This window comes from Rhizobium sp. 57MFTsu3.2 (genome assembly GCF_012932765.1).
Classification (GTDB): Bacteria; Pseudomonadota; Alphaproteobacteria; order Rhizobiales; family Rhizobiaceae; genus Rhizobium; species Rhizobium altiplani.
The window spans coordinates 244,408-262,577 of record NZ_JDWI01000001.1; the positions used below are offsets into that span (position 1 = coordinate 244,408).

20 protein-coding genes are annotated in these 18,170 nt (G+C 61.4%); 13 read left to right on the forward strand and 7 right to left on the reverse strand.

What is annotated here, in order from left to right:
- Positions 1-50: 50 nt before the first annotated feature.
- Entirely contained in the window at positions 51-1,613 is a 1,563-nt protein-coding gene (gene guaA / locus AF71_RS01200) for a glutamine-hydrolyzing GMP synthase (RefSeq protein ID WP_018855201.1), read from the forward strand.
- 32 nt (positions 1,614-1,645) lie between these two features.
- Here guaA and AF71_RS01205 read toward each other — a convergent pair whose 3' ends face one another.
- Positions 1,646-2,209 carry a methylated-DNA--[protein]-cysteine S-methyltransferase gene (locus AF71_RS01205; RefSeq protein ID WP_169679337.1) on the reverse strand — a complete coding sequence of 188 codons (564 nt, stop codon included), beginning with the start codon at positions 2,207-2,209 and terminating at the stop codon, positions 1,646-1,648.
- Positions 2,210-2,539: 330 nt separating this feature from the next.
- On the opposite strand from AF71_RS01205, the gene AF71_RS01210 reads away from it, so the two are divergent.
- From AF71_RS01210 to ybaK, 4 genes are all read left to right on the forward strand, one after another.
- Complete coding sequence (locus AF71_RS01210) at positions 2,540-2,959, forward strand: 2'-5' RNA ligase (protein WP_246733554.1); 420 nt, start codon at positions 2,540-2,542, stop codon at positions 2,957-2,959.
- A 65-nt stretch (positions 2,960-3,024) separates the two neighbouring features.
- A complete protein-coding gene (locus tag AF71_RS01215) occupies positions 3,025-4,080 on the forward strand; it encodes a succinylglutamate desuccinylase/aspartoacylase family protein (RefSeq protein WP_169679340.1) in 1,056 nt (351 codons plus the stop codon).
- On the forward strand, positions 4,081-4,431 hold the full coding sequence (locus tag AF71_RS01220) for an ArsC family reductase (RefSeq protein WP_169679343.1): 351 nt from the start codon (positions 4,081-4,083) through the stop codon (positions 4,429-4,431).
- Between the two features lie 3 nt (positions 4,432-4,434).
- Positions 4,435-4,908, forward strand: coding sequence for a Cys-tRNA(Pro) deacylase (ybaK, locus tag AF71_RS01225; protein WP_169679346.1), 474 nt, complete (start codon positions 4,435-4,437; stop codon positions 4,906-4,908).
- 2 nt (positions 4,909-4,910) lie between these two features.
- On the opposite strand, the gene AF71_RS01230 is transcribed toward ybaK, so the two are convergent.
- On the reverse strand, positions 4,911-5,360 hold the full coding sequence (locus tag AF71_RS01230) for a MarR family winged helix-turn-helix transcriptional regulator (protein ID WP_082728561.1): 450 nt from the start codon (positions 5,358-5,360) through the stop codon (positions 4,911-4,913).
- A gap of 77 nt (positions 5,361-5,437) precedes the next feature.
- On the opposite strand from AF71_RS01230, the gene AF71_RS01235 reads away from it, so the two are divergent.
- Positions 5,438-6,154, forward strand: a complete 717-nt coding sequence (locus tag AF71_RS01235; RefSeq protein WP_062371499.1) for a glutathione S-transferase family protein — start codon at positions 5,438-5,440, stop codon at positions 6,152-6,154.
- Between the two features lie 119 nt (positions 6,155-6,273).
- Complete coding sequence (locus tag AF71_RS01240) at positions 6,274-7,527, forward strand: aminopeptidase (protein ID WP_018855209.1); 1,254 nt, start codon at positions 6,274-6,276, stop codon at positions 7,525-7,527.
- Here AF71_RS01240 and AF71_RS01245 read toward each other — a convergent pair.
- Complete coding sequence (locus tag AF71_RS01245; protein WP_018855210.1) at positions 7,475-8,383, reverse strand: EamA family transporter; 909 nt, start codon at positions 8,381-8,383, stop codon at positions 7,475-7,477. The genes AF71_RS01240 and AF71_RS01245 overlap by 53 nt on opposite strands.
- A gap of 100 nt (positions 8,384-8,483) precedes the next feature.
- Here AF71_RS01245 and AF71_RS01250 point away from each other — a divergent pair, with 100 nt between their 5' ends.
- On the forward strand, positions 8,484-8,966 hold the full coding sequence (locus tag AF71_RS01250; protein ID WP_062371439.1) for a MarR family transcriptional regulator: 483 nt from the start codon (positions 8,484-8,486) through the stop codon (positions 8,964-8,966).
- A gap of 66 nt (positions 8,967-9,032) precedes the next feature.
- Here the strand turns inward: AF71_RS01250 and AF71_RS01255 are convergent, their stop codons facing one another.
- Positions 9,033-10,142 (reverse strand): endonuclease/exonuclease/phosphatase family protein, encoded by a 1,110-nt coding sequence (locus AF71_RS01255; RefSeq protein WP_169679352.1) that lies wholly within the window; start codon positions 10,140-10,142, stop codon positions 9,033-9,035.
- Between the two features lie 87 nt (positions 10,143-10,229).
- Positions 10,230-11,819, reverse strand: a complete 1,590-nt coding sequence (xseA, locus tag AF71_RS01260) for an exodeoxyribonuclease VII large subunit (protein ID WP_062371444.1) — start codon at positions 11,817-11,819, stop codon at positions 10,230-10,232.
- Positions 11,820-12,036: 217 nt separating this feature from the next.
- On the opposite strand from xseA, the gene AF71_RS01265 reads away from it, so the two are divergent.
- Together AF71_RS01265 and AF71_RS01270 are read left to right on the forward strand one after the other, a co-directional pair.
- Positions 12,037-12,375: a hypothetical protein gene (locus AF71_RS01265; RefSeq protein WP_169679357.1), complete on the forward strand. Its 339-nt coding sequence runs from the start codon at positions 12,037-12,039 to the stop codon at positions 12,373-12,375.
- 50 nt (positions 12,376-12,425) lie between these two features.
- Positions 12,426-12,662, forward strand: coding sequence for a hypothetical protein (locus AF71_RS01270; protein WP_018855216.1), 237 nt, complete (start codon positions 12,426-12,428; stop codon positions 12,660-12,662).
- 3 nt (positions 12,663-12,665) lie between these two features.
- Here AF71_RS01270 and AF71_RS01275 read toward each other — a convergent pair whose 3' ends face one another.
- Positions 12,666-14,507, reverse strand: coding sequence for a hypothetical protein (locus AF71_RS01275; protein WP_169679359.1), 1,842 nt, complete (start codon positions 14,505-14,507; stop codon positions 12,666-12,668).
- Positions 14,508-14,662: 155 nt separating this feature from the next.
- Between AF71_RS01275 and AF71_RS01280 the strand changes: the two genes are divergently transcribed.
- The gene (locus AF71_RS01280; protein WP_169679362.1) at positions 14,663-15,676 is read left to right on the forward strand and encodes a glycosyltransferase; all 1,014 of its coding nucleotides are present in this window, start codon (positions 14,663-14,665) and stop codon (positions 15,674-15,676) included.
- Complete coding sequence (locus AF71_RS01285; protein ID WP_018855219.1) at positions 15,673-16,050, forward strand: GtrA family protein; 378 nt, start codon at positions 15,673-15,675, stop codon at positions 16,048-16,050. Before AF71_RS01280 ends, AF71_RS01285 begins: the two co-directional genes overlap by 4 nt.
- Positions 16,051-16,052: 2 nt before the next feature.
- On the opposite strand, the gene AF71_RS01290 is transcribed toward AF71_RS01285, so the two are convergent.
- Positions 16,053-17,039 carry a Gfo/Idh/MocA family oxidoreductase gene (locus AF71_RS01290; RefSeq protein WP_169679365.1) on the reverse strand — a complete coding sequence of 329 codons (987 nt, stop codon included), beginning with the start codon at positions 17,037-17,039 and terminating at the stop codon, positions 16,053-16,055.
- Positions 17,040-17,218: 179 nt separating this feature from the next.
- On the opposite strand from AF71_RS01290, the gene AF71_RS01295 reads away from it, so the two are divergent.
- On the forward strand, positions 17,219-18,169 hold the full coding sequence (locus tag AF71_RS01295) for an aldo/keto reductase (protein WP_018855221.1): 951 nt from the start codon (positions 17,219-17,221) through the stop codon (positions 18,167-18,169).
- Position 18,170: the final 1 nt, after the last annotated feature.

Below are 18,170 nucleotides of genomic sequence, written 5' to 3' on the forward strand. Positions count from 1 at the left end.
GGGGGATTTCGCGCATTGCAAGACCGGGTGCTTTTCATTAAAGGCTCGCCATGACCCAGACAGCACATCCAGACAGCGTCCTCATCGTCGATTTCGGCAGCCAGGTAACCCAGCTGATCGCACGCCGCGTGCGCGAAACGGGTGTCTACTGCGAGATCGTTCCCTTCCAGTCCGCCGAAGAAGGCTTCAAGCGCCTGCAGCCGAAAGCCGTGATCCTGTCCGGCAGCCCGGCCTCGACGGTTGATGAAGGCTCGCCCCGCGCGCCCCAGATCATCTTCGACAGCGGCCTGCCCGTTTTCGGCATCTGCTACGGCCAGCAGACGATGTGCATGCAGCTCGGCGGCAAGGTCGAGAGCGGTCATCACCGCGAATTCGGTCGCGCCTTCCTCGAAGTCGACGAAGACAACCAACTGTTCGAAGGCCTCTGGTCGAAGGGCTCCCGCCATCAGGTCTGGATGAGCCATGGCGACCGCGTGACGGCGCTGCCTGAAGGCTTCAAGGTCGTCGCGACTTCGCCGAACGCGCCTTACGCCTTCATCGCCGACGAGAAGCGCAAATATTATGGCGTGCAGTTCCACCCGGAAGTCGTGCACACGCCCGATGGCGCCAAGCTGATCGGCAACTTCATTCACAACATCGCCGGCATCAAAGGTGACTGGTCGATGTCGGCCTATCGCCAGAAGGCGGTCGAAGCGATCCGCGAGCAGGTCGGCGACAAGCGTGTCCTCTGCGCCCTTTCGGGCGGCGTCGACAGCTCGGTCGCAGCACTACTGATCCACGAAGCGATCGGCGACAAGCTCACGTGCGTGCTCGTCGACCACGGACTGATGCGCAAGGACGAGGCGGCCAACGTCGTCGCCATGTTCCGCGAACACTACAATCTGCACCTCATCCACGTCGACGCATCCGACAAGTTCATCGGCGAGCTCGAGGGTGTTTCCGATCCAGAGACCAAGCGCAAGATCATCGGTCGCCTGTTCATCGAGACCTTCGAGGAAGAGGCCAAGAAGCTCGGCGGCGCCGACTTCCTCGGCCAGGGCACGCTCTATCCTGATGTGATCGAAAGCGTTTCCTTCACCGGCGGACCGTCGGTGACGATCAAGTCGCACCACAATGTCGGCGGCCTTCCCGAGCGCATGAACATGCAGCTCGTCGAGCCGCTGCGCGAACTCTTCAAGGACGAAGTGCGCGTGCTTGGCAAGGAGCTCGGCCTGCCCGACTCGTTCATCGGCCGCCACCCCTTCCCGGGTCCGGGTCTCGCGATCCGCTGCCCGGGTGGCATCACCCGCGAAAAGCTGGAGATTCTCCGCGAAGCCGACGCCATCTATCTTGACGAGATCCGCAAGGCCGGCCTCTACGACGCCATCTGGCAGGCCTTCGCCGTGCTGCTGCCTGTCCAGACCGTCGGCGTCATGGGCGACGGCCGCACTTACGAGTTCGTCTGCGCGCTCCGCGCCGTGACGTCCGTCGACGGCATGACTGCGGATTTCTATCACTACGACATGGAATTCCTCGGCCGCGCCGCAACCCGCATCATCAACGAGGTGCGCGGCATCAATCGTGTCGTGTATGATGTGACCTCTAAACCGCCCGGAACCATCGAGTGGGAATGATTTGAGAGTCGCCTCAATCGAGGCGACATCCATCAGAAATCAAGTGACTGCTGCACCGGCTTTGGCGACGCCAGGCTAACGCCTTCGAGCTCCAACATCCTCTGCTTGGACGTTGAGCCGCCGGGCGCGGAGAATCCTCCGATCTTGTTTCCGGCCGCTAGCACGCGATGGCAGGGGATGATCAAGGCGACCGGATTTTTAGCCATCGCCTGGCCGACGTCGCGGGCGGCCTCCGGCCCTACGCCGAGTTGTTTCGCGAGCGCACCGTAGGTGGTCGTGTGGCCCCAGCCGATCTGGCGGGCAGCATCGTAAACCTGCCGGAAGAAGGCATCCTGACCAGCGAGATCGACCTTCACGGTTGAGAAGTCCGTCGGCTCTCCGCTGAAATAGCGCTTCACTGCGGCAACAGCTTCGGCAACGGCAACCGTCGGCTTCGCCGGCTCGGCGCCGGGAATGCGGCGAAGGAGCAATCGCTCGGTTGCGTCGGCACTCGACGTCGGCAGCTGAAACCGCGTAATGCCGACATCATTCCAGGCGATGCCGCAGAAGCCACCGCTCGTCTCGAAAATCAGATAGTGATGCATTGCCTGTTGCATGGGTCATTGCCTCCCTGCTGCTCTTCTCCGAAGATCGTGCCGTCGCGGCCCGAATTCAACCCGTTTCTTGCGTCGCACGAGCTTGCTCCGGTCGATCGCTCGCCCGTATGTTCTCTTTTTGTTCTTACCATTTCAAGATCAAATGTTAGCAGGCATCTTTCGATTTCGCTTCGCCGAAGACGCGCCAACAACCATCGCGCTTCGCCAGAGAGAGTCTTTTCTTTGCGATATTGTCGGATCCGCAATCGCTCGACGAATGCGGGTCGATCCAGCAGTGGCTACAGCGGGAACACCTCCCCCTCGCATCGCCGCGTCCGCCGGCGGCCGTGCATGTCTCGCTCTATTGTGTCGGCAAGAGCGCCCGCATTCCCGAGGGGGGTCATCGCGGCGGCACGCCAGGCAGAAACGGCGATCGAGGCGTGTCAGTTCGAGCTCGTCTTCGACCATAGCATCACCTTCCTGCTGCCGCAGGACAACGCGATCGTACTCGCCGGCAATGGCGGACGGGAACTGTTACGGCAACTGCATGTGCAAATCGCGATCGAGATGCACCGGTTGGGCGCAGACGCCAATCTGAACCCGAACTTTCAACCTCACGCCGCGCTCCTCTACGACAAGGACTTGGTGCCGCGGATCGCCCTGCAGAGGCCGGTCGTGATGGCTGCGCGCGAATTCGTTCTGCTGCACAATCGCCGGGGTCAAGCAGGCTACGAAGAGCTCGGGCGCTGGCCGCTTCATGCGCGCGGATAACACCTTGCCTCCGGCTATCGAACTCGCTTAAAGCTCCTGCGACAAGGCATCAAGCGGAGAACGACATGAACACGTCCGAGATCATTATTGCCGGTGACACGGCGGGTATCGAGTGGCGTTTGCCGGTTCTTCATTTCAATGGCAGCGATCCCAAGGCACCGAAGGTCTACATTCAGGCGGCTCTCCACGCCAACGAGCTGCCGGGCACGGCGTTGGTTCACTTCCTGTGTGAAAGACTGCGCCAGTCGGAAAACGCCGGTCAGATCAAGAGCGACTTCATCGTCGTCCCGCATGCCAATCCGATCGGGGCGGCCCAGTCGCATTTCGGCGAACTTCAGGGCCGCTTCGATCTTGGATCGCGCACCAATTTCAACAGGGAGTTTCCGCTGATCTCGGTGAAAGATCGCGACGGGTTGCTTGAGGACCTCGAGCGCCGTTCGGCCGTCGAGAAACTGAAGTGCCAGCTGCTGCATATGGCGCTCGGCTGCGATCTGGTGATCGATCTGCATTGCGATGATGAATCCCTGCAATATGCCTATATCGACGAGGCATTCTGGCCGGAGGCGGCCGATCTGGCCTCTGCGATGGCGATGGAAGCCGTTCTTCTCTCCGATGGCGAGAGTTCCGCCTTCGAGGAGGCCGTCGGTTTTGCCTGGAAATACGAGACTCCAGAGAGACAATCGCGCCTGCCCGGCAAGCTGTCTGTCACCGTTGAGCTTCGCGGCCGGCGTGACGTCTATCCCGAGATGGCGAAGAAGGATGCCGAGGGATTGTGGAAATTCCTGGCAAGCCGCGGCGCAATCGATGCCCCGGTCTCGCTGCCCGCTTTCGATGGCCCTGCTGTCCCGCTCGACAATATCGAGGTGGTCCGCGCGCCGGAGGCCGGCACGGTTCTCTTCCAACGCAACATCGGCGAATGGGTTGGCGAAGGCGATGTGCTTGCCACGTTGATCACCCGCCCCGGCATGGCTGACGGCAGCATCGAGATTTGTGCACCACAGGCCGGCCTGATCGTGACGCGCAGCTCCGAACGGCTGGTTCGCCGGCGCGCCGACCTGATGAAGATTGCTTGCAAGACCGCCAGCAAGGCAACACGCAAGCCTGGAACGCTGGAGGACTAAGTGACCGTCACCATCTACGGCATCAAGAACTGCGACACCATGAAGAGGGCCCGAACCTGGCTGGAAGAGCATGACGTCGCCTACCAGTTCCATGACTACAAGGCTGTCGGGATCGATCGCGCGCATCTGCAGGCCTGGACGAAGGAAGCCGGGTGGGAAACGGTGCTCAACCGAACAGGCACGACCTTTCGGAAGCTGCCCGAGGCCGAGCGCGAAAATCTCGACGAGGGCAAGGCGATCTCGCTGATGCTGGAGCAGCCATCGATGATCAAGCGGCCGGTTGTCGAGGCAGACGGCAAGTTGCTCATCGGCTTCAAGCCCGAGATCTACGGCAGCTTCTTCAAGGCCTGATCGATGTCGAAAACCACACGCGCCACGCAGGTTCTGAGCCAAGCCGGAATTGCCTTCACGGTCCATACCTACGACTATGATCCGAATGCGGAGCGCGTTGGCCTGCAGGCGGCAGAAGCGCTTGGCGAGGAGCCGCATCGCGTGTTGAAGACGCTGATGGCGGAGGTCGACGGCAAAGCGGTCTGCGTCGTCGTGCCGTCGGATCGTGAAGTCAGCATGAAGAAGCTCGCAAGCGCCTTCGGCGGAAAGTCCGCCAACATGATGAAGCCCGCCGATGCCGAGCGCCTGACTGGCTACCGCGTCGGCGGCATCAGCCCGTTCGGCCAGAAGAAGCTCGTCCCGACAGCAATCGAGGAAACAGCGCTGACGGAGGCGCAGGTCTACATCAACGGCGGGCAACGCGGCCTGCAGGTTCGGCTGGACCCGAAGGACGCGTTGAAGACGCTGAAGGCTGCCGCCGCGCCCCTCATTGCCTGATCTCAGCTGAAGCGTGACAACAGCGAGGTCAGCGTCGCGACATCAACCTCGCTCAGCTTGGCGCCGAAGTTCTCCTCGATGGCTCTGGCATAGACCTTCCACATGCGCTTCTGCAGCGCGCGTCCCTCCTCGGTTACGACTACCCACTGCCCGCGCCCGTCCTGATCGAAGCTCTGGCGCTGCACCAGCCCTGCCTTCTCGAGGCGGTCGATCAGTCGCGAAAGATTGTATTGGGCTAGCAACGTTCGTTCTTCGATCTCGAATGGCCGCAACTTGCCCTGCGGCGACCGCACCAGTTCCCAGAGCACGTCGTACCAGCCGAGCGCTGGGAGCCCGGCCTGCTTGAGATCCGCTTCGATCTGACCGAGCAGTCGCTGCTGCGCGCGCATCAGCCCGATCCAGGCATCGATCACCGCATCGGAGGGCGTGGCTCTATTCGTCTTTTCACTCATACATGCATTTACATCTATCTTGAATCCTGGCGCAACAGCTGTTACATGCAATTGCATCTACAATGGAGATTGCCAAGATGGATCATTTGCCACCTCAAATATCCGGTTCCGCTCTGCTGCTCGTCAGCCACCACCTTTGCCCCTACGTACAGCGCGCCGCGATCGCGCTTGCGGAAAAAGGAGTGCCGTTCGAGCGCGTGAATATCGACCTCGCGGACAAACCGCGCTGGTTCCTGGAGGTCTCGCCGCTCGGCAAGGTGCCTCTGCTTTGCATTCGCCTCAGCGACGGCAGTCAGGACGTGCTCTTTGAAAGCAGCGTAATCTGTGAATACCTGGAGGAGACGCAGGACGGCCGCCGCCTTCATCCATCCGACCCGCTGACACGCGCCCGCCACCGCGGCTGGATGGAGTTCGGCTCTTCGATCCTCTCCGATCTCTGGGTCTACGAAACGACGCAGGATCGCGCGCAGCTGGAGGCGAAGCGGCAGGTGCTCGCATCAAAGTTCGCCACCATCGAGGCGGAACTGAAGGATGGCCCCTACTTTGCGGGCGTGGACTTCAGCCTGGTCGATGCCGTGTTTGCGCCGATCTTTCGCTACTTCGACGTCTTCGACGCCATCGGCGGCAGCGGCATTTTTGCCGGCCTGCCCCGCGTCCAGGCCTGGCGGACAGCGCTGTCCGAGAGACCGAGCGTGAAGGCCGCCGTCGGACCTGACTATGCCGACCGGCTGATGGCCTTCCTGAAGCGCCACGACGCGGTGCTGTTGCAGCAGCCATCCGTTTCGGCGGCCTAATCCCGCGTGTGGGCCGATGGCGGCAAAGAGCTGCCATCGGTCGACAAGCGAGCTTCAATTTCGCCGTAAAGGGGTCTAAGTCTACCGGCCAATCCGTTTTGTTCGAGGAGTGACCGATCATGAATTTCATGCCGCAAAGCCAGACCTCCGTGGATCCCGTAAAGCTTGAGAAACTGGCGGAGGTGGCCGTCAAGGTCGGGCTGCAGCTGCAGACGGGCCAGGATCTCGTGATCACGGCCCCGGTCGTCGCCCTGCCCCTCGTGCGCCTGATTACCCAGCATGCCTATATGGCAGGTGCCGGGCTGGTGACAGCGTTCTATTCGGACGAGGATTCGACGCTGGCGCGCTACCGATATGGCAGTGATCAGAGCTTCGATCGCGCCTCCGACTGGCTCTACGACGGCATGGCCAAGGCCTATGCCAAAGGCACTGCACGCCTTGCGGTTTCTGGCGACAATCCGATGCTGCTTTCGGAACAGGATCCGGCAAAGGTCGGCCGTGCCAACCGGGCGAACTCGGCGGCCTACAAGCCGGCGCTGGAAAAGATCTCGAATTTCGACATCAATTGGAACATCGTCTCCTACCCCAACCCGTCCTGGGCAGCGCTCGTCTTCCCTGACGATCCGGAAGCAATCGCCGTTGCCAAGCTCGCCAAGGCGATCTTCGCGGCGTCGCGCGTCGATGTCGAAGACCCGATTGCGGCCTGGGCCGAGCACAATGCCAATCTCGCCAAACGCTCGCACTGGCTGAATGGCGAGCGCTTCGCCTCGCTGCACTTCAGGGGACCTGGCACCGATCTGACGGTCGGTCTTGCCGACGGTCACGAGTGGCACGGCGGCTCGTCGACGGCCAAGAACGGCATTACCTGCAATCCGAACATTCCGACCGAGGAAGTCTTCACGACCCCGCATGCGTTGCGCGTCGAAGGCCATGTTTCGAGCACCAAGCCGCTGTCCCATCAGGGAACGCTGATCGACAACATCCGGGTTCGCTTCGAAGGCGGCCGGATCGTCGAAGCGAAGGCTTCGCGTGGCGAGGAAGTGCTGAACAAGGTGCTGGATACCGATGAGGGCGCGCGCCGCTTGGGCGAAGTGGCGCTGGTGCCGCATTCCTCGCCGATCTCGGCCAGCGGCATTCTCTTCTACAACACGCTGTTCGACGAGAACGCCTCGTGCCACATCGCGCTCGGCCAGTGCTATTCGAAGTGCTTCGTCAACGGCGCAAGCCTGACGCAGGAGCAGATCAAGGCGCAAGGCGGCAACTCGAGCCTGATCCACATCGACTGGATGATCGGCTCCGGCCAGGTCGATATCGACGGCATCAAGCCGGACGGCTCGCGGGTTCCGGTGATGCGTCAGGGCGAGTGGGCCTGACCGACATCGTGCGCTGACTGAGCCAGACGCTCGCGAGCACCATCGCGAAGCCGAAGATCTGCGCGGGCGTCAGGCTTTGCCCGAGAGCCAGCCAACCGATAAAGGTGGCGGTGACCGGGCTCAGGAAGCCCAACGAGGCCGCAGCTGACGGTTCGATACGCGCGAGCCCCCGGAACCACAGCAAATAGGTGAACGCTGCGCCGATCAGGCCAAGATAGGCGATGCCCAGCACATTGGCCGCGGTCGGCACCGGCAGTGTGGGTTCGACGAAGAAGGCGACGGGCGCGAGCAGGATGCCGCCGGCCGTGAGCTGCCATGCGGTAAAGGCCAGATTCGAAACCGGCGGAACCCAACGTCGCGTCAGCACCGTGCCGAATGCCATCGAAACCGCCCCCGCAATGCCGGCGGCAACGCCGATCGGATCGAGCGCCGCATTGGGTGTGAGCACGAGAAGTGCCACACCTGTCATCCCGACCACGCCGGCCCCAACGGCAACGGCGTGGATCGGCCGGCCGAGGAAGATGCGCGACAGCAGGATGACGATGAGCGGCTGAATGGCTCCGACGGTCGCGGCAACACCGCCCGGCAGACGATAGGCCGACACGAACAGCATTGCCCAGAAGAACGAGAAATTCAGGCCACCGAGCACGAAGGCGCGAAGCCACCAGATTCCCTGCGGCAGCTGCCGGACGATCGCAAGCAGCAGAAGCCCGGCCGGCAGAGCCCGCAGGAAGGCGACCGTCAGCGGATATCCGTGCGGAAGAAAGGATGTCGTGACGAAATAGGTGCTGCCCCAGATCGTCGGAGCCAACGCCGTGATCAGCACCTCAGAAAGCGGTGCCTGAGTTTTCTTCATATCAAGAATCTCTACATCAAGATAAATACAATGTAGCGCCATTTATCTTGACGTCAAGATACGCGATGATAACAGTCTTCGCAGAAGAACGGGCTGACCGATGGATCGCGTCGACAAGATACTTGCGCAATGGAAAAACGAGCGCCCCGACCTCGATACCGAGGCGATGGGCATCATGGGGCGACTGAAGCGGCTGACGACGCACCTCGCCCGCGAGGTCGACCAGGTGCTGCAGCAGCAGGGACTCTCCTCCTCGTCCTTCGATGTGCTGGCAACCCTCAGGCGTTCAGGCGCGCCATACCGGCTCTCCCCCGGCGATTTGCTCTCCATGACGATGGTCAGTTCCGGCACCATGACCAACCGGATCGACCAGTTGGAGAAAGCGGGCCTGGTCGAGCGCGTTCTCAATCCGGATGATCGGCGAAGTGTTCTCATCGCCCTGACCGAAGCCGGATTTGCCGCCGTGGAAAGTGCCGTCGGCCTCCACGTCGCCAATCAGCAACGCTTGACGCAGGGTTTCAGCGCGGAGGAGAAGGCCCAGCTCGACGCCCTGCTGCGCAAGTTTCTGGCGACATTCGAGTAGCCGGGCCAGCAGCCCTCCTCGTGTGTGCCGTGGCATCGACGGACGGCAGCCTCCCTGTCTTTGGCCTCAGATGTGCAGGTCAACCCAGATGGCGGCATGATCCGACGCCGCGTGTTTCGGCTCGGTGAGTTCCGGATAGGTCTCCCAGCGTTTCGGCCGGCTTCCGGGCCAGGCGCCCTTGCGGAAGACACCGCCTCGCTCGACCTTGTCAAAAAGCTTCGGCGACAGGAACAGGTAGTCGATCTTGTTTCCGGCGTTGCCAAGACCGAAGGTCCCAGGAAAGCCACCGTCATCGAACGCGGGATGCGTAAAGGCATCCTTCAACGTGCTCTCCTTCAACGGCGCCAGCGGGGCGCTATCCGGCGTGTCGTTGAGGTCGCCGATCAGTGCGATGTGGTCGAATCCTTCCGCGAGACGCTTCTCGTAGATCTCGCGCGCCCGCTGCGCTTGCGCGTGCCGGCGAGCATCGGAGGACTGAGCGCTGCCGAAACCCTTGCTCTTGAAATGATTGACCATGACAAGCAGCGTCGTTCCCCCGAGCGTCGTCACGTAATATTCGGGGCAATCGCGCGAGAAGATCGGGTTGCTTGCCGCGTCCCTGTCATCGACGTGGCTGCGCATGATGTCGAGCGCTAAACCCTTTCGGGTCATCAGCCCGACATCGATGCCCCGCTCGTCATTTCCGTCGATCACCATGACCTGCGTGAAGGGGTTGCCGCCAACGGCCGGCAGCACCTGGGTGTTGAAAGCGGTGAGCACAGGCCGGCTCTCGACTTCAACGATGCCGAGAATATCGGCCTCGAGATCACTCATGACGCGCGCCGTGTTCTGCATGGCGATCTCGTTGATCGGCTCGTCACGCAATTCCAGCGATCCGACCCAGTCGATGCGACCGTTGGCGGTGATGACCACGCCGCCGGCTCTCGGCCGTTTCAGAAGACTGCCCCTATTGCGCCGAAGAATGACGAAGGGACCCGTATCACTCCCCTCCATGCCGAGCTCGATGATCAGCGTGGCCATGCGCGCCTTGTCGGCTTCGCTGTAGGTCACCTGCCCCAGCAACTTCTCCAGTTCGGCAAAGCGGTCGAGAACAACCCGGCCGTCGGCCCAGGTTTCCAGGTTCATCGCCTTTGCGCGGTCGAACAGGTTTTCGACATTGAAGGATGCAAGTCTCATGTCACGCCCTCCCGTTTATCGGGGATAATGACACGTATATGTTGCATTTCAATGATGTCGCCCCAGGATTGGGTCGTCAGCACCTATCTAGAAGAGAGTGCCTTGCTTTGGCGGCGCCTGCTCATCCTGTGGTTTTTGTGCTCGTTTCTTCAACGTGGATGAAGACGGGAGCCCCTCGGTGGTCACCGCGCCGACGCGACCATCCGCGAATTGGATTGAGATACCCGAGCCTGCGGACAACATTGCAGCCTGTGACACCGGCCTATTCTCATCGTCCCGGATAACTGCAAAGCCGCGCTTCAAGACATTCTCGTAGGACAACGACTGCAGCACGCGATACTGCGCCGCGACCTCGCCGCGTGCCCGCGTCAGCTGATGCGCCACCGCTGTGTCGGCGTGACGCGATAGATTGGCGAGACGGTCGCGCAGCCGCGATGTCTGCGTCTTCAGACGAGCCGGCAATGTCGCAAAAATAGCATCCGCACGACTGACTGGTGCTCTGGAACGCTCGATAAAACGCTCGATCGTGCGCTCCGCACGCGTGATCCGTTCGTTGAGATACTGGCGGCGCTCGGTGATACGGTTCGAGAGGACATCGGGCCGCAAATGCGCCGCCGTTCGCTCGAAGCTGCGGCGCTTGTTGATCGTGTTGAGTTCGAGGCCGCGGCCGAGACCGGCGGCAGCCTCGTCGAACCGGCGACGCGGCAGCGCCAAGAGCTGATCCAGCGACGGCAGGGCGCGGACCAGCGCCCGGACGGACTGGCGATGGTGATCCATGCGGCGGCTCATGCAACCCTGTAGGCGGGCGCCAAGAGCGGCCGTCTGCGCCTCCAGTTCGGCCTTCACGGGAACGGCCATTTCAGCCGCACCGGTCGGGGTCGGTGCACGCACATCGGCAGCGTAGTCGATCAGCGTCCAATCCGTTTCGTGGCCGACCGCAGAGATCAGCGGAATCTGGCTTTCGGCCGTCGCGCGTACGACGATTTCGTCATTGAAGCTCCAGAGATCCTCGAGGCTGCCGCCGCCACGCGCGACGATCAGGACATCAGGGCGGGGCATGTCCCCACGCGTCTCGAAGCTGTTGAAGCCTCGGATGGCATTGGCGATTTCCTCGCCCGAGCCTTCGCCCTGCACCTTTACCGGCCAGACGATGACATGAACCGGGAAGCGATCGGAGATGCGGTGGAGAATGTCGCGAATGACGGCGCCTGTGGGCGACGTCACGACACCGATCACCTTTGGCATGAAGGGAAGCCGCCGCTTGCGGGACGGGTCGAACAGGCCCTCGGCGCCAAGCCGGCGCTTGCGCTCTTCGATCAGCGCCATCAGCGCGCCGGCGCCGGCCGGCTCCAGCGTCTCGATGACGATCTGATATTTCGATGAACCCGGGAAGGTCGTGATCTTACCGGTGGCGATTACCTCCATCCCTTCCTCGGGACGGAATTTCAGCCTTGAGAAGTTGCCCTTCCAGACGACGGCATCGATACGGGCACGGTCATCCTTCAAGGAAAAATAGGCGTGACCGGAAGAGTGCGGGCCCCGGTATCCGGAAATTTCGCCGCGCACGCGCACCTGGTCGAAGGCTGTCTCGACCGTGCGCTTGATCGAGCCGGACAGCTCCGAAACCGAGTACTCGGTAAGATTGCTCGGCGAATCATTCTCGAAGACGTTGCTCATGATCCTGTTCTAGCCGATGAGGCGGCAAAGAGCAGCCTCCAAAGGGGGATGATTTTATGCGCTCTTCCGTAGCCAAAGCCGACGGCACCCTTATTTTTCGTTCAGCATCAACAGCTTAGATCGGCCGAACCGGAAAGCAGGCGAATCGATCACCTCTCCGTTTCCCCCGGCAATCCTTGCGGAGCGAAGATCGGACAACCGACAAGAGGAGTTTTCCATGTCCGACCGTTTCGCCTCCCATGCCCCTTCGCTCACCGGTCCCGCGAGCGCCGGTTTCGCCATCATCCCCAATGACAGTCTTGACCTCGTTGAGATCACGAGGGCAGTCTATGTCGGCATCGGTGGAGACCTTGTCGTGACCGTGGCGTCTGGGCAGGCGCTCACCTTTGTTTCGGTTCCAGACGGCTCGGTCCTGCCACTTCGAATCTCTCGGGTCCACGCCACCGGCACCACGGCAGAGAGCATTCTTGGGCTGACCTCGCTTGCCTTTGTGCTGCAGGCCGGAATCGTGCCGGTTGCAACCACTGGGGAAAAAGGTAATAAGCCGCGAGATTAATTGTTCGGTAAGATGGACACGCCTATGCTGCCGCGACTCAGGAGAGGCTGATGATCGCTCTGACGACCACAACACTTGGTTTCGCTACCGCGCCAATGCGCTCGATCTTTTCGATGGTGTTGGTCGGCTGCCTCATCTGCGTCGCCTATGCTGGTGCGGCCTGGGTCTCATCCACATCCATTCTTGATCTTGCGGCCGCCATCGTCTGCTATGACGCTGGTCTCATGATCTGCCTGCTTGGCCTCTACGCCTTCGATCGCAGCCGGGACCGCCGACGCTTCATCTAGGCCTTACGAGCCGGTGGGAATGTAACGGAAGAGCCGGATGGGCGCGCCCCCGGGCGTCGGTATGGATTGCAGGTAAGCCGGAACGACGCCCTTCGCCAGTTGCGCATAGAGGCCGTCCGGCTTCATTTTCGTAAGCTCCCTGGTCTGCGGATTGTCGGCGCAATAGGCAAGGACCGTAGCCCCTACCCCCTTCAGGAAGGCCTCGGCTTCCTGCGGTTCTGCCAGGCCAATATGTATTTCTGTCAGCATGCCGCCCTGGTTTCGATGATACGGCGCCGCCAGTATGCGATTGCCGGTAAAGCGAAGGATCGACACACCGACGTCCGACGGCGCGACCACCAGGCCGGCCGGCAAATCGGCCAAAGGCGCGATCGACGACTTCGACGAGCAGGACGGTTTTGCCGGTGCGGTCTGCAGGATGCTTTCACCATTCCCCATCTGCATGCCGATAAGCCCCCCCGCTAACCCCCACACCGCCGCCACGCTTAAGAGAACCGTGGAAAGGTAGCAAAAGGCGGCCGCGACATCTTCGCTGTCACTGGCCGATAACCGGCGCATGTCGATGATCAGCAATGTCAGCGGCAGGATTGCAAGAAGATTGGAAAACGCGGTGCCGCGCACTTGCACCGCGGCGATTGTCCAACTGACGGCGAGAAGGGACAGCAGAACAAGATGGACCCGCACGCGATCGCCGTAAGCGAGGCGGAACACGCAGACGGCAAGCGCAAAAGCCCCAGTCGAATAGTAGAAGCCAAGCGTAAAAGGGTCCTGCCAATTGGCGCCAAGGATCGACTGTGCCTCCTGCACGCGGTCCAACCAGAGCTCGACAAGAAGCGGATCGAGGTCGGCCAGCGGACTATGAAGGCACTGCGGAGCGATCGTGACGGCGGAGACGAGCACGACCGCGCCGATCCCGCCGACGGCCGCAAATCGCAGCAGTCGGCTCCGTCCGCTCGCGAACGTGGCGGCAAAGAGCAACAGCCCGCCGCCGATGGCCGCAAGACTGTAATAGCCGAGCGACAGGTTATCGCAGGTCACGGCCGAATAAAGCCTTGGCGGAACGGTTCCGACGAAAAGCAGGCTGATGGACAGAGCCAGGGCGAGCCCGAAAGCCTTGGCAGCGCGCGCGAACGGCTCGCCTTCCCAAGCCCACGAAACGGCGACGACAACGCATACCACCGCCACGAACGGCGTCGTTTCGGCCCCAATCGCGATCGCCATCGCGGCCGCCAGCCCGGCGACGGCGTAGCTGAGCGGCCGATGGTTTTCGTCGAGCAACATCGCCGTCATGATGGCGACCAGTGCAAACTGGACGTTATGGTGGTCGATGGCGCCCGGCAGAAAGCGGTTGTTCGGAACCAGGAGCAGAGCGGTGAGCCCCAAGGCGACATGCATGCCGAACGTGCCGCCGATGCGGCGGCCGGCAAGTCCCATGGCCCACAGGCTCGGAACGATCAGCGACAGCGGCCAGACGGCCAGCGCAACCGCCTCTGCCCGCTCTTGCGGGAAAAAGAAGCCGAAAAACCGGATCAGCGTCGCGATCGGAAGGTCGATCAGCCGGGACCAGTGCATCAGCGTACCATCACCGAGTCCCATGCGGTATTGCATGAGGTCGAACCAGCCCTGCCCGTTCAGGAAATCACGCACTTCGACAAGCCGCATCCCGTCATCATTATCGGCGCCGACATAGTCGGTCGCGCTAGGCAGCTTCAGAGCGAGGATCGCGGCAATAAGGACAGCGCTGTAAAAAAGCACCGATGGCCATAACCGGGTCATCATGGCGCGCAGCTTGGCGATCGGCGATGCCGATGTGGAACCAGGGATCATCTGGGCTACATTCGTCATGAAGCGGATCTCACCGTTTGAGTGCCAAGATCCTACCGTTCGCCGGTCAAGAAACCGTAAAAGTCCTGCTCACGCGCAGTTTTCGCCGGCTCCATAGCCACTTGTTAACGCGCGCCGTCTATTCTTGTCGAGATTTCTTCGCCGCGGGTGTGATCATGACCGGATCGCGTATCGACAATCTGAATATTGCCGTGCTCCTGCCCTGCTACAACGAGGCCTCGACGATCGGCGCCGTTGTCCGGGGATTCAAGTCTGCGTTGCCGGGCGCCCCCATCCACGTCTACGACAACAACTCCACGGATGGCACGGCACTCCACGCGATGCTTGCCGGTGCCCACGTGGTGCGCGAACGTCGGCAGGGCAAAGGCCACGTTGTCCGGCGCATGTTCGCCGACATCGACGCCGACATCTACATCATGGCCGATGGCGACGGCACCTACTCGCCCGACGATGCTGAGGAACTGATCCGCACCCTGCTGACGGAGCGCGCCGACATGGTCGTCGGCACACGGCGCGGCGTCCATTCGGATGCCGGCAGGCAGGGGCATGCCTTCGGCAACAAGATCTTCAACATGATGTACCGGACGATCTTCGGTACCGATTTCACCGATATCTTCTCGGGCTACCGCGTCTTCTCGCGACGCTTCGTCAAGAGTTTCCCTGCCGTCTCGGAAGGCTTCGAGATCGAAACGGAAATGTCCGTGCATGCGTCGCGTCTGAAGCTGCCTGTCAGCGAGCTGGAACTGGATTACGGCCGTCGGCCGGAAGGTTCTCACTCGAAGCTTTCGACCTTCAAGGATGGCGCCAAGATCCTCTGGATGTTCGCGATGCTGATGAAGGAAACGCGGCCCTTCGTGTTCTTTGGCATCATCAGCGCGATTTTTATGTCAGGGAGTCTCGGATTCATGACGCCCGTCCTCTTCGAGTATTTTGAAACGGGTCTCGTGAGCCGAATGCCGACATGGGTCCTGTCTATGGCACTGATCATGGTGTCGTTCATGATGTTTACCGCCGGCGTGATCCTCGATTCCGTTTCGCGCGCCCGCGCAGAGCAGCTTCGCATCCACTATATGAGCCTTATGGCTCCGCGCCCGCGCGAGCAGACACCCTTGCTGGCTGATGATCTCGACGATTATCATCAACAGTCGGCCAAGATCAGCACCAGATGAAGAAGCTGCTCCGCTTCGGGATTGCTGGCGGCCTTGGCTTTATGGTCGATGCGGGCGTTCTTGCGCTCTTGCTGCATATCACGCCGCTTGGCCCATTCATTGCTCGCGTGATCGCGATCGCTCTGGCAATGGCAGCGACGTGGATCTTCAACAGAACATTCACCTTCGATCGCTCGGGACACTCGCTCGCCGTCGAGGGATTTCGCTACGGCTCCGTCGGGGTGACGGCGGCGCTGGTGAACTATGGGCTTTATTCGGCGCTGCTGCTGCGGCTACCTGACTTGCAGCCACTCGCGGCGATGGTTCTTTCCACCGCCGCGTCCACGGTCTTCAGCTTCGTCGGCTATTCCCGCTTCGTTTTTCGAGGCGACTGAGCTCAGACGGGCTCCCAGCCGTCCTTCTCGCTGGCGCGGTAGATCGCATCGATGAACTTCTGGCTGAGCTTCGAGCTCTCCAGCGTCACCACCTCTTCATTCTCACCCTTGGCAGCGCGCGCAAAGGCCTCGGCTTCGCGCTTGTACTGGCGGCTGTCGGGGAAGCGGAAGATCGTTGATTCATTGTGGCTGCGGTTGGTGAGTTCGATCTCCTCGGCGCCCCAGCGGTCAGCATTGAACGGTGACTTCACCTCGATGAAGCCGTCGGTGCCATGGAAAACCATGACCTGGCGGTTCGCCATCTGGGTAGCGATATAGAAGGTCAGTTCAAAATCGCCGAAATCGGCCTTGACGCTGGAATAGATGTCGGTGCCGAATTCCGGGTCGCGGCGGGTGACGGCCTGGACGCGCAGCGGCTCCTTGCCGGTAGAAAAGCGTGTGCCGATCGTCGGATAGACGCCGATATCAGGCAGCGCGCCGCCGCCGAGTTCGGGAATGTTGCGCATGTTGCCGGGGTCGCGGTTGAAATAGGTGAAGGCGCCCTGAACATGCAGGAGTGTGCCAATCGCGCCGTCCGTTATCAGCGAGCGAACCTTCCGCCAGACCGGTGCGTAGATGACCATGTAGGCTTCGGTGATGAGAACCTTGTTGCGGTCGCGGGCGGCAATCAGGCTGTCGATCTCGTCTGCCTTGAGCGCGATCGGCTTTTCGCAGAGCACGTGCTTGCCGGCATCGGCGGCCTTGATCGTCCACTCGACGTGCTGCGAGGTTGGCAGCGGAATATAGACGGCATCGATCTTGTCGGAAGCGAGCATCTCCTCGTAGGAGCCGAAGGCGTGCGGAACGGAAAAACGATCCGCCATCTCGCGAGCCCTCGCCAGATCGCGGCTCGCAACGGCCGTCACGACGCAGTTTTCCGCATCCTGAATGGCGGGTACGACGAGTTCACGGCCGATCTTTGCGGTCGAAAGAATACCAAAACGCAGCATAGCCTGGGTCCTTCTGGTTCGATTTTTGCGCACCTTAGTAAGCCGGCCACGGCGGCGCAATGGCGCGATCACAAATCGCGGAGTTGGTTTCCATTCGTTCGAAGCCACGCTAGGTTAGACTTCGGCGGTGTTCTGCCGCGTCAACGATTTCAATCAATCCTGCACTTTAGGAGAGCGCTATGGATATGCGCCGTCTTGGAAAAACCGGCCTTTCGATCGCCCCGATCGTCTTGGGCGGCAACGTCTTCAGCTGGACCGCCGACGAGAAGACGTCCTTCGATATTCTCGATGCCTTCTTCGACGCGGGCTTCAACACGATCGACACGGCCGACGTCTATGGAGCGTGGGTGCCGGGCAACAAGGGCGGCGAGTCCGAGGAGATCATCGGCAAGTGGCTGAAGCGCGGCAAGGTGTCCCGCCACAAGGCTGTCGTCGTCACCAAGGTCGGCTCCGACATGGGTCAGGGCAAGACGCTGAAGGAAACCTATATCCTGAAGGCGGTTGAGGATTCGCTGCGCCGGCTGCAGACCGACTATATCGACCTCTATCTCTCGCATTGGCCGGACGAGAACACGCCCTATGAGGAGACGCTCGGCGCCTTCGCCAAGCTGAAGCAGCAGGGCAAGATCCGCGCGATCGGCTGCTCCAATCTCGACGCCACGCAGCTTCAGGCGTCCTTCGATGCCGCCGAGAGGGCCGGCGTGCCGCGCTACGATGTCATCCAGCCGGAATACAATCTCTATGCACGCGCGAGCTTCGAGGGACCGCTGGCTGATCTCTGCGTCAAGGAAGATATCGGCGTCATCACCTATTTCAGCCTTGCCGCCGGCTTTCTCTCCGGAAAGTATCGCACGAAGGCCGATACGGAAGGCCGCGCCCGCGAAGGCCGGGTGGCGCAATATCTCGACGACAAGGGACTGCGCATTTTGGCAGCGCTCGACAAGGTCGTGGCGGAAACCGGCGCCAAGCCGGCAGAGATCGCGCTTGCCTGGCTGCTCAGAAAGAAGGGCGTGACGGCGCCGATCGCCAGTGCTACCAGCCTGTCGCAGCTTCAGAGCTTGACCAAGTCAGCGACGCTTTCACTCTCCGATGACGCGATGGCGCTGCTCGACAGGGCCGGCGCCGCCTGAC

What these genes read in the sequence shown, in the direction of transcription:
- AF71_RS01270 (WP_018855216.1), top strand. Translation starts at nt 12,426, where the DNA reads ATGATCGCTCTGACGACCACAACACTTGGTTTCGCTACCGCGCCAATG.
- ybaK (WP_169679346.1), top strand. Translation starts at nt 4,435, where the DNA reads ATGTCGAAAACCACACGCGCCACGCAGGTTCTGAGCCAAGCCGGAATT.
- AF71_RS01215 (WP_169679340.1), top strand. Translation starts at nt 3,025, where the DNA reads ATGAACACGTCCGAGATCATTATTGCCGGTGACACGGCGGGTATCGAG.
- AF71_RS01210 (WP_246733554.1), top strand. Translation starts at nt 2,540, where the DNA reads ATGTCTCGCTCTATTGTGTCGGCAAGAGCGCCCGCATTCCCGAGGGGG.
- AF71_RS01275 (WP_169679359.1), bottom strand. Translation starts at nt 14,507, where the DNA reads ATGACGAATGTAGCCCAGATGATCCCTGGTTCCACATCGGCATCGCCG.
- AF71_RS01205 (WP_169679337.1), bottom strand. Translation starts at nt 2,209, where the DNA reads ATGCAACAGGCAATGCATCACTATCTGATTTTCGAGACGAGCGGTGGC.
- AF71_RS01285 (WP_018855219.1), top strand. Translation starts at nt 15,673, where the DNA reads ATGAAGAAGCTGCTCCGCTTCGGGATTGCTGGCGGCCTTGGCTTTATG.
- AF71_RS01295 (WP_018855221.1), top strand. Translation starts at nt 17,219, where the DNA reads ATGGATATGCGCCGTCTTGGAAAAACCGGCCTTTCGATCGCCCCGATC.
- AF71_RS01290 (WP_169679365.1), bottom strand. Translation starts at nt 17,039, where the DNA reads ATGCTGCGTTTTGGTATTCTTTCGACCGCAAAGATCGGCCGTGAACTC.
- AF71_RS01255 (WP_169679352.1), bottom strand. Translation starts at nt 10,142, where the DNA reads ATGAGACTTGCATCCTTCAATGTCGAAAACCTGTTCGACCGCGCAAAG.
- guaA (WP_018855201.1), top strand. Translation starts at nt 51, where the DNA reads ATGACCCAGACAGCACATCCAGACAGCGTCCTCATCGTCGATTTCGGC.
- AF71_RS01250 (WP_062371439.1), top strand. Translation starts at nt 8,484, where the DNA reads ATGGATCGCGTCGACAAGATACTTGCGCAATGGAAAAACGAGCGCCCC.
- AF71_RS01235 (WP_062371499.1), top strand. Translation starts at nt 5,438, where the DNA reads ATGGATCATTTGCCACCTCAAATATCCGGTTCCGCTCTGCTGCTCGTC.
- AF71_RS01230 (WP_082728561.1), bottom strand. Translation starts at nt 5,360, where the DNA reads ATGAGTGAAAAGACGAATAGAGCCACGCCCTCCGATGCGGTGATCGAT.
- AF71_RS01245 (WP_018855210.1), bottom strand. Translation starts at nt 8,383, where the DNA reads ATGAAGAAAACTCAGGCACCGCTTTCTGAGGTGCTGATCACGGCGTTG.
- AF71_RS01280 (WP_169679362.1), top strand. Translation starts at nt 14,663, where the DNA reads ATGACCGGATCGCGTATCGACAATCTGAATATTGCCGTGCTCCTGCCC.
- AF71_RS01240 (WP_018855209.1), top strand. Translation starts at nt 6,274, where the DNA reads ATGAATTTCATGCCGCAAAGCCAGACCTCCGTGGATCCCGTAAAGCTT.
- AF71_RS01265 (WP_169679357.1), top strand. Translation starts at nt 12,037, where the DNA reads ATGTCCGACCGTTTCGCCTCCCATGCCCCTTCGCTCACCGGTCCCGCG.
- xseA (WP_062371444.1), bottom strand. Translation starts at nt 11,819, where the DNA reads ATGAGCAACGTCTTCGAGAATGATTCGCCGAGCAATCTTACCGAGTAC.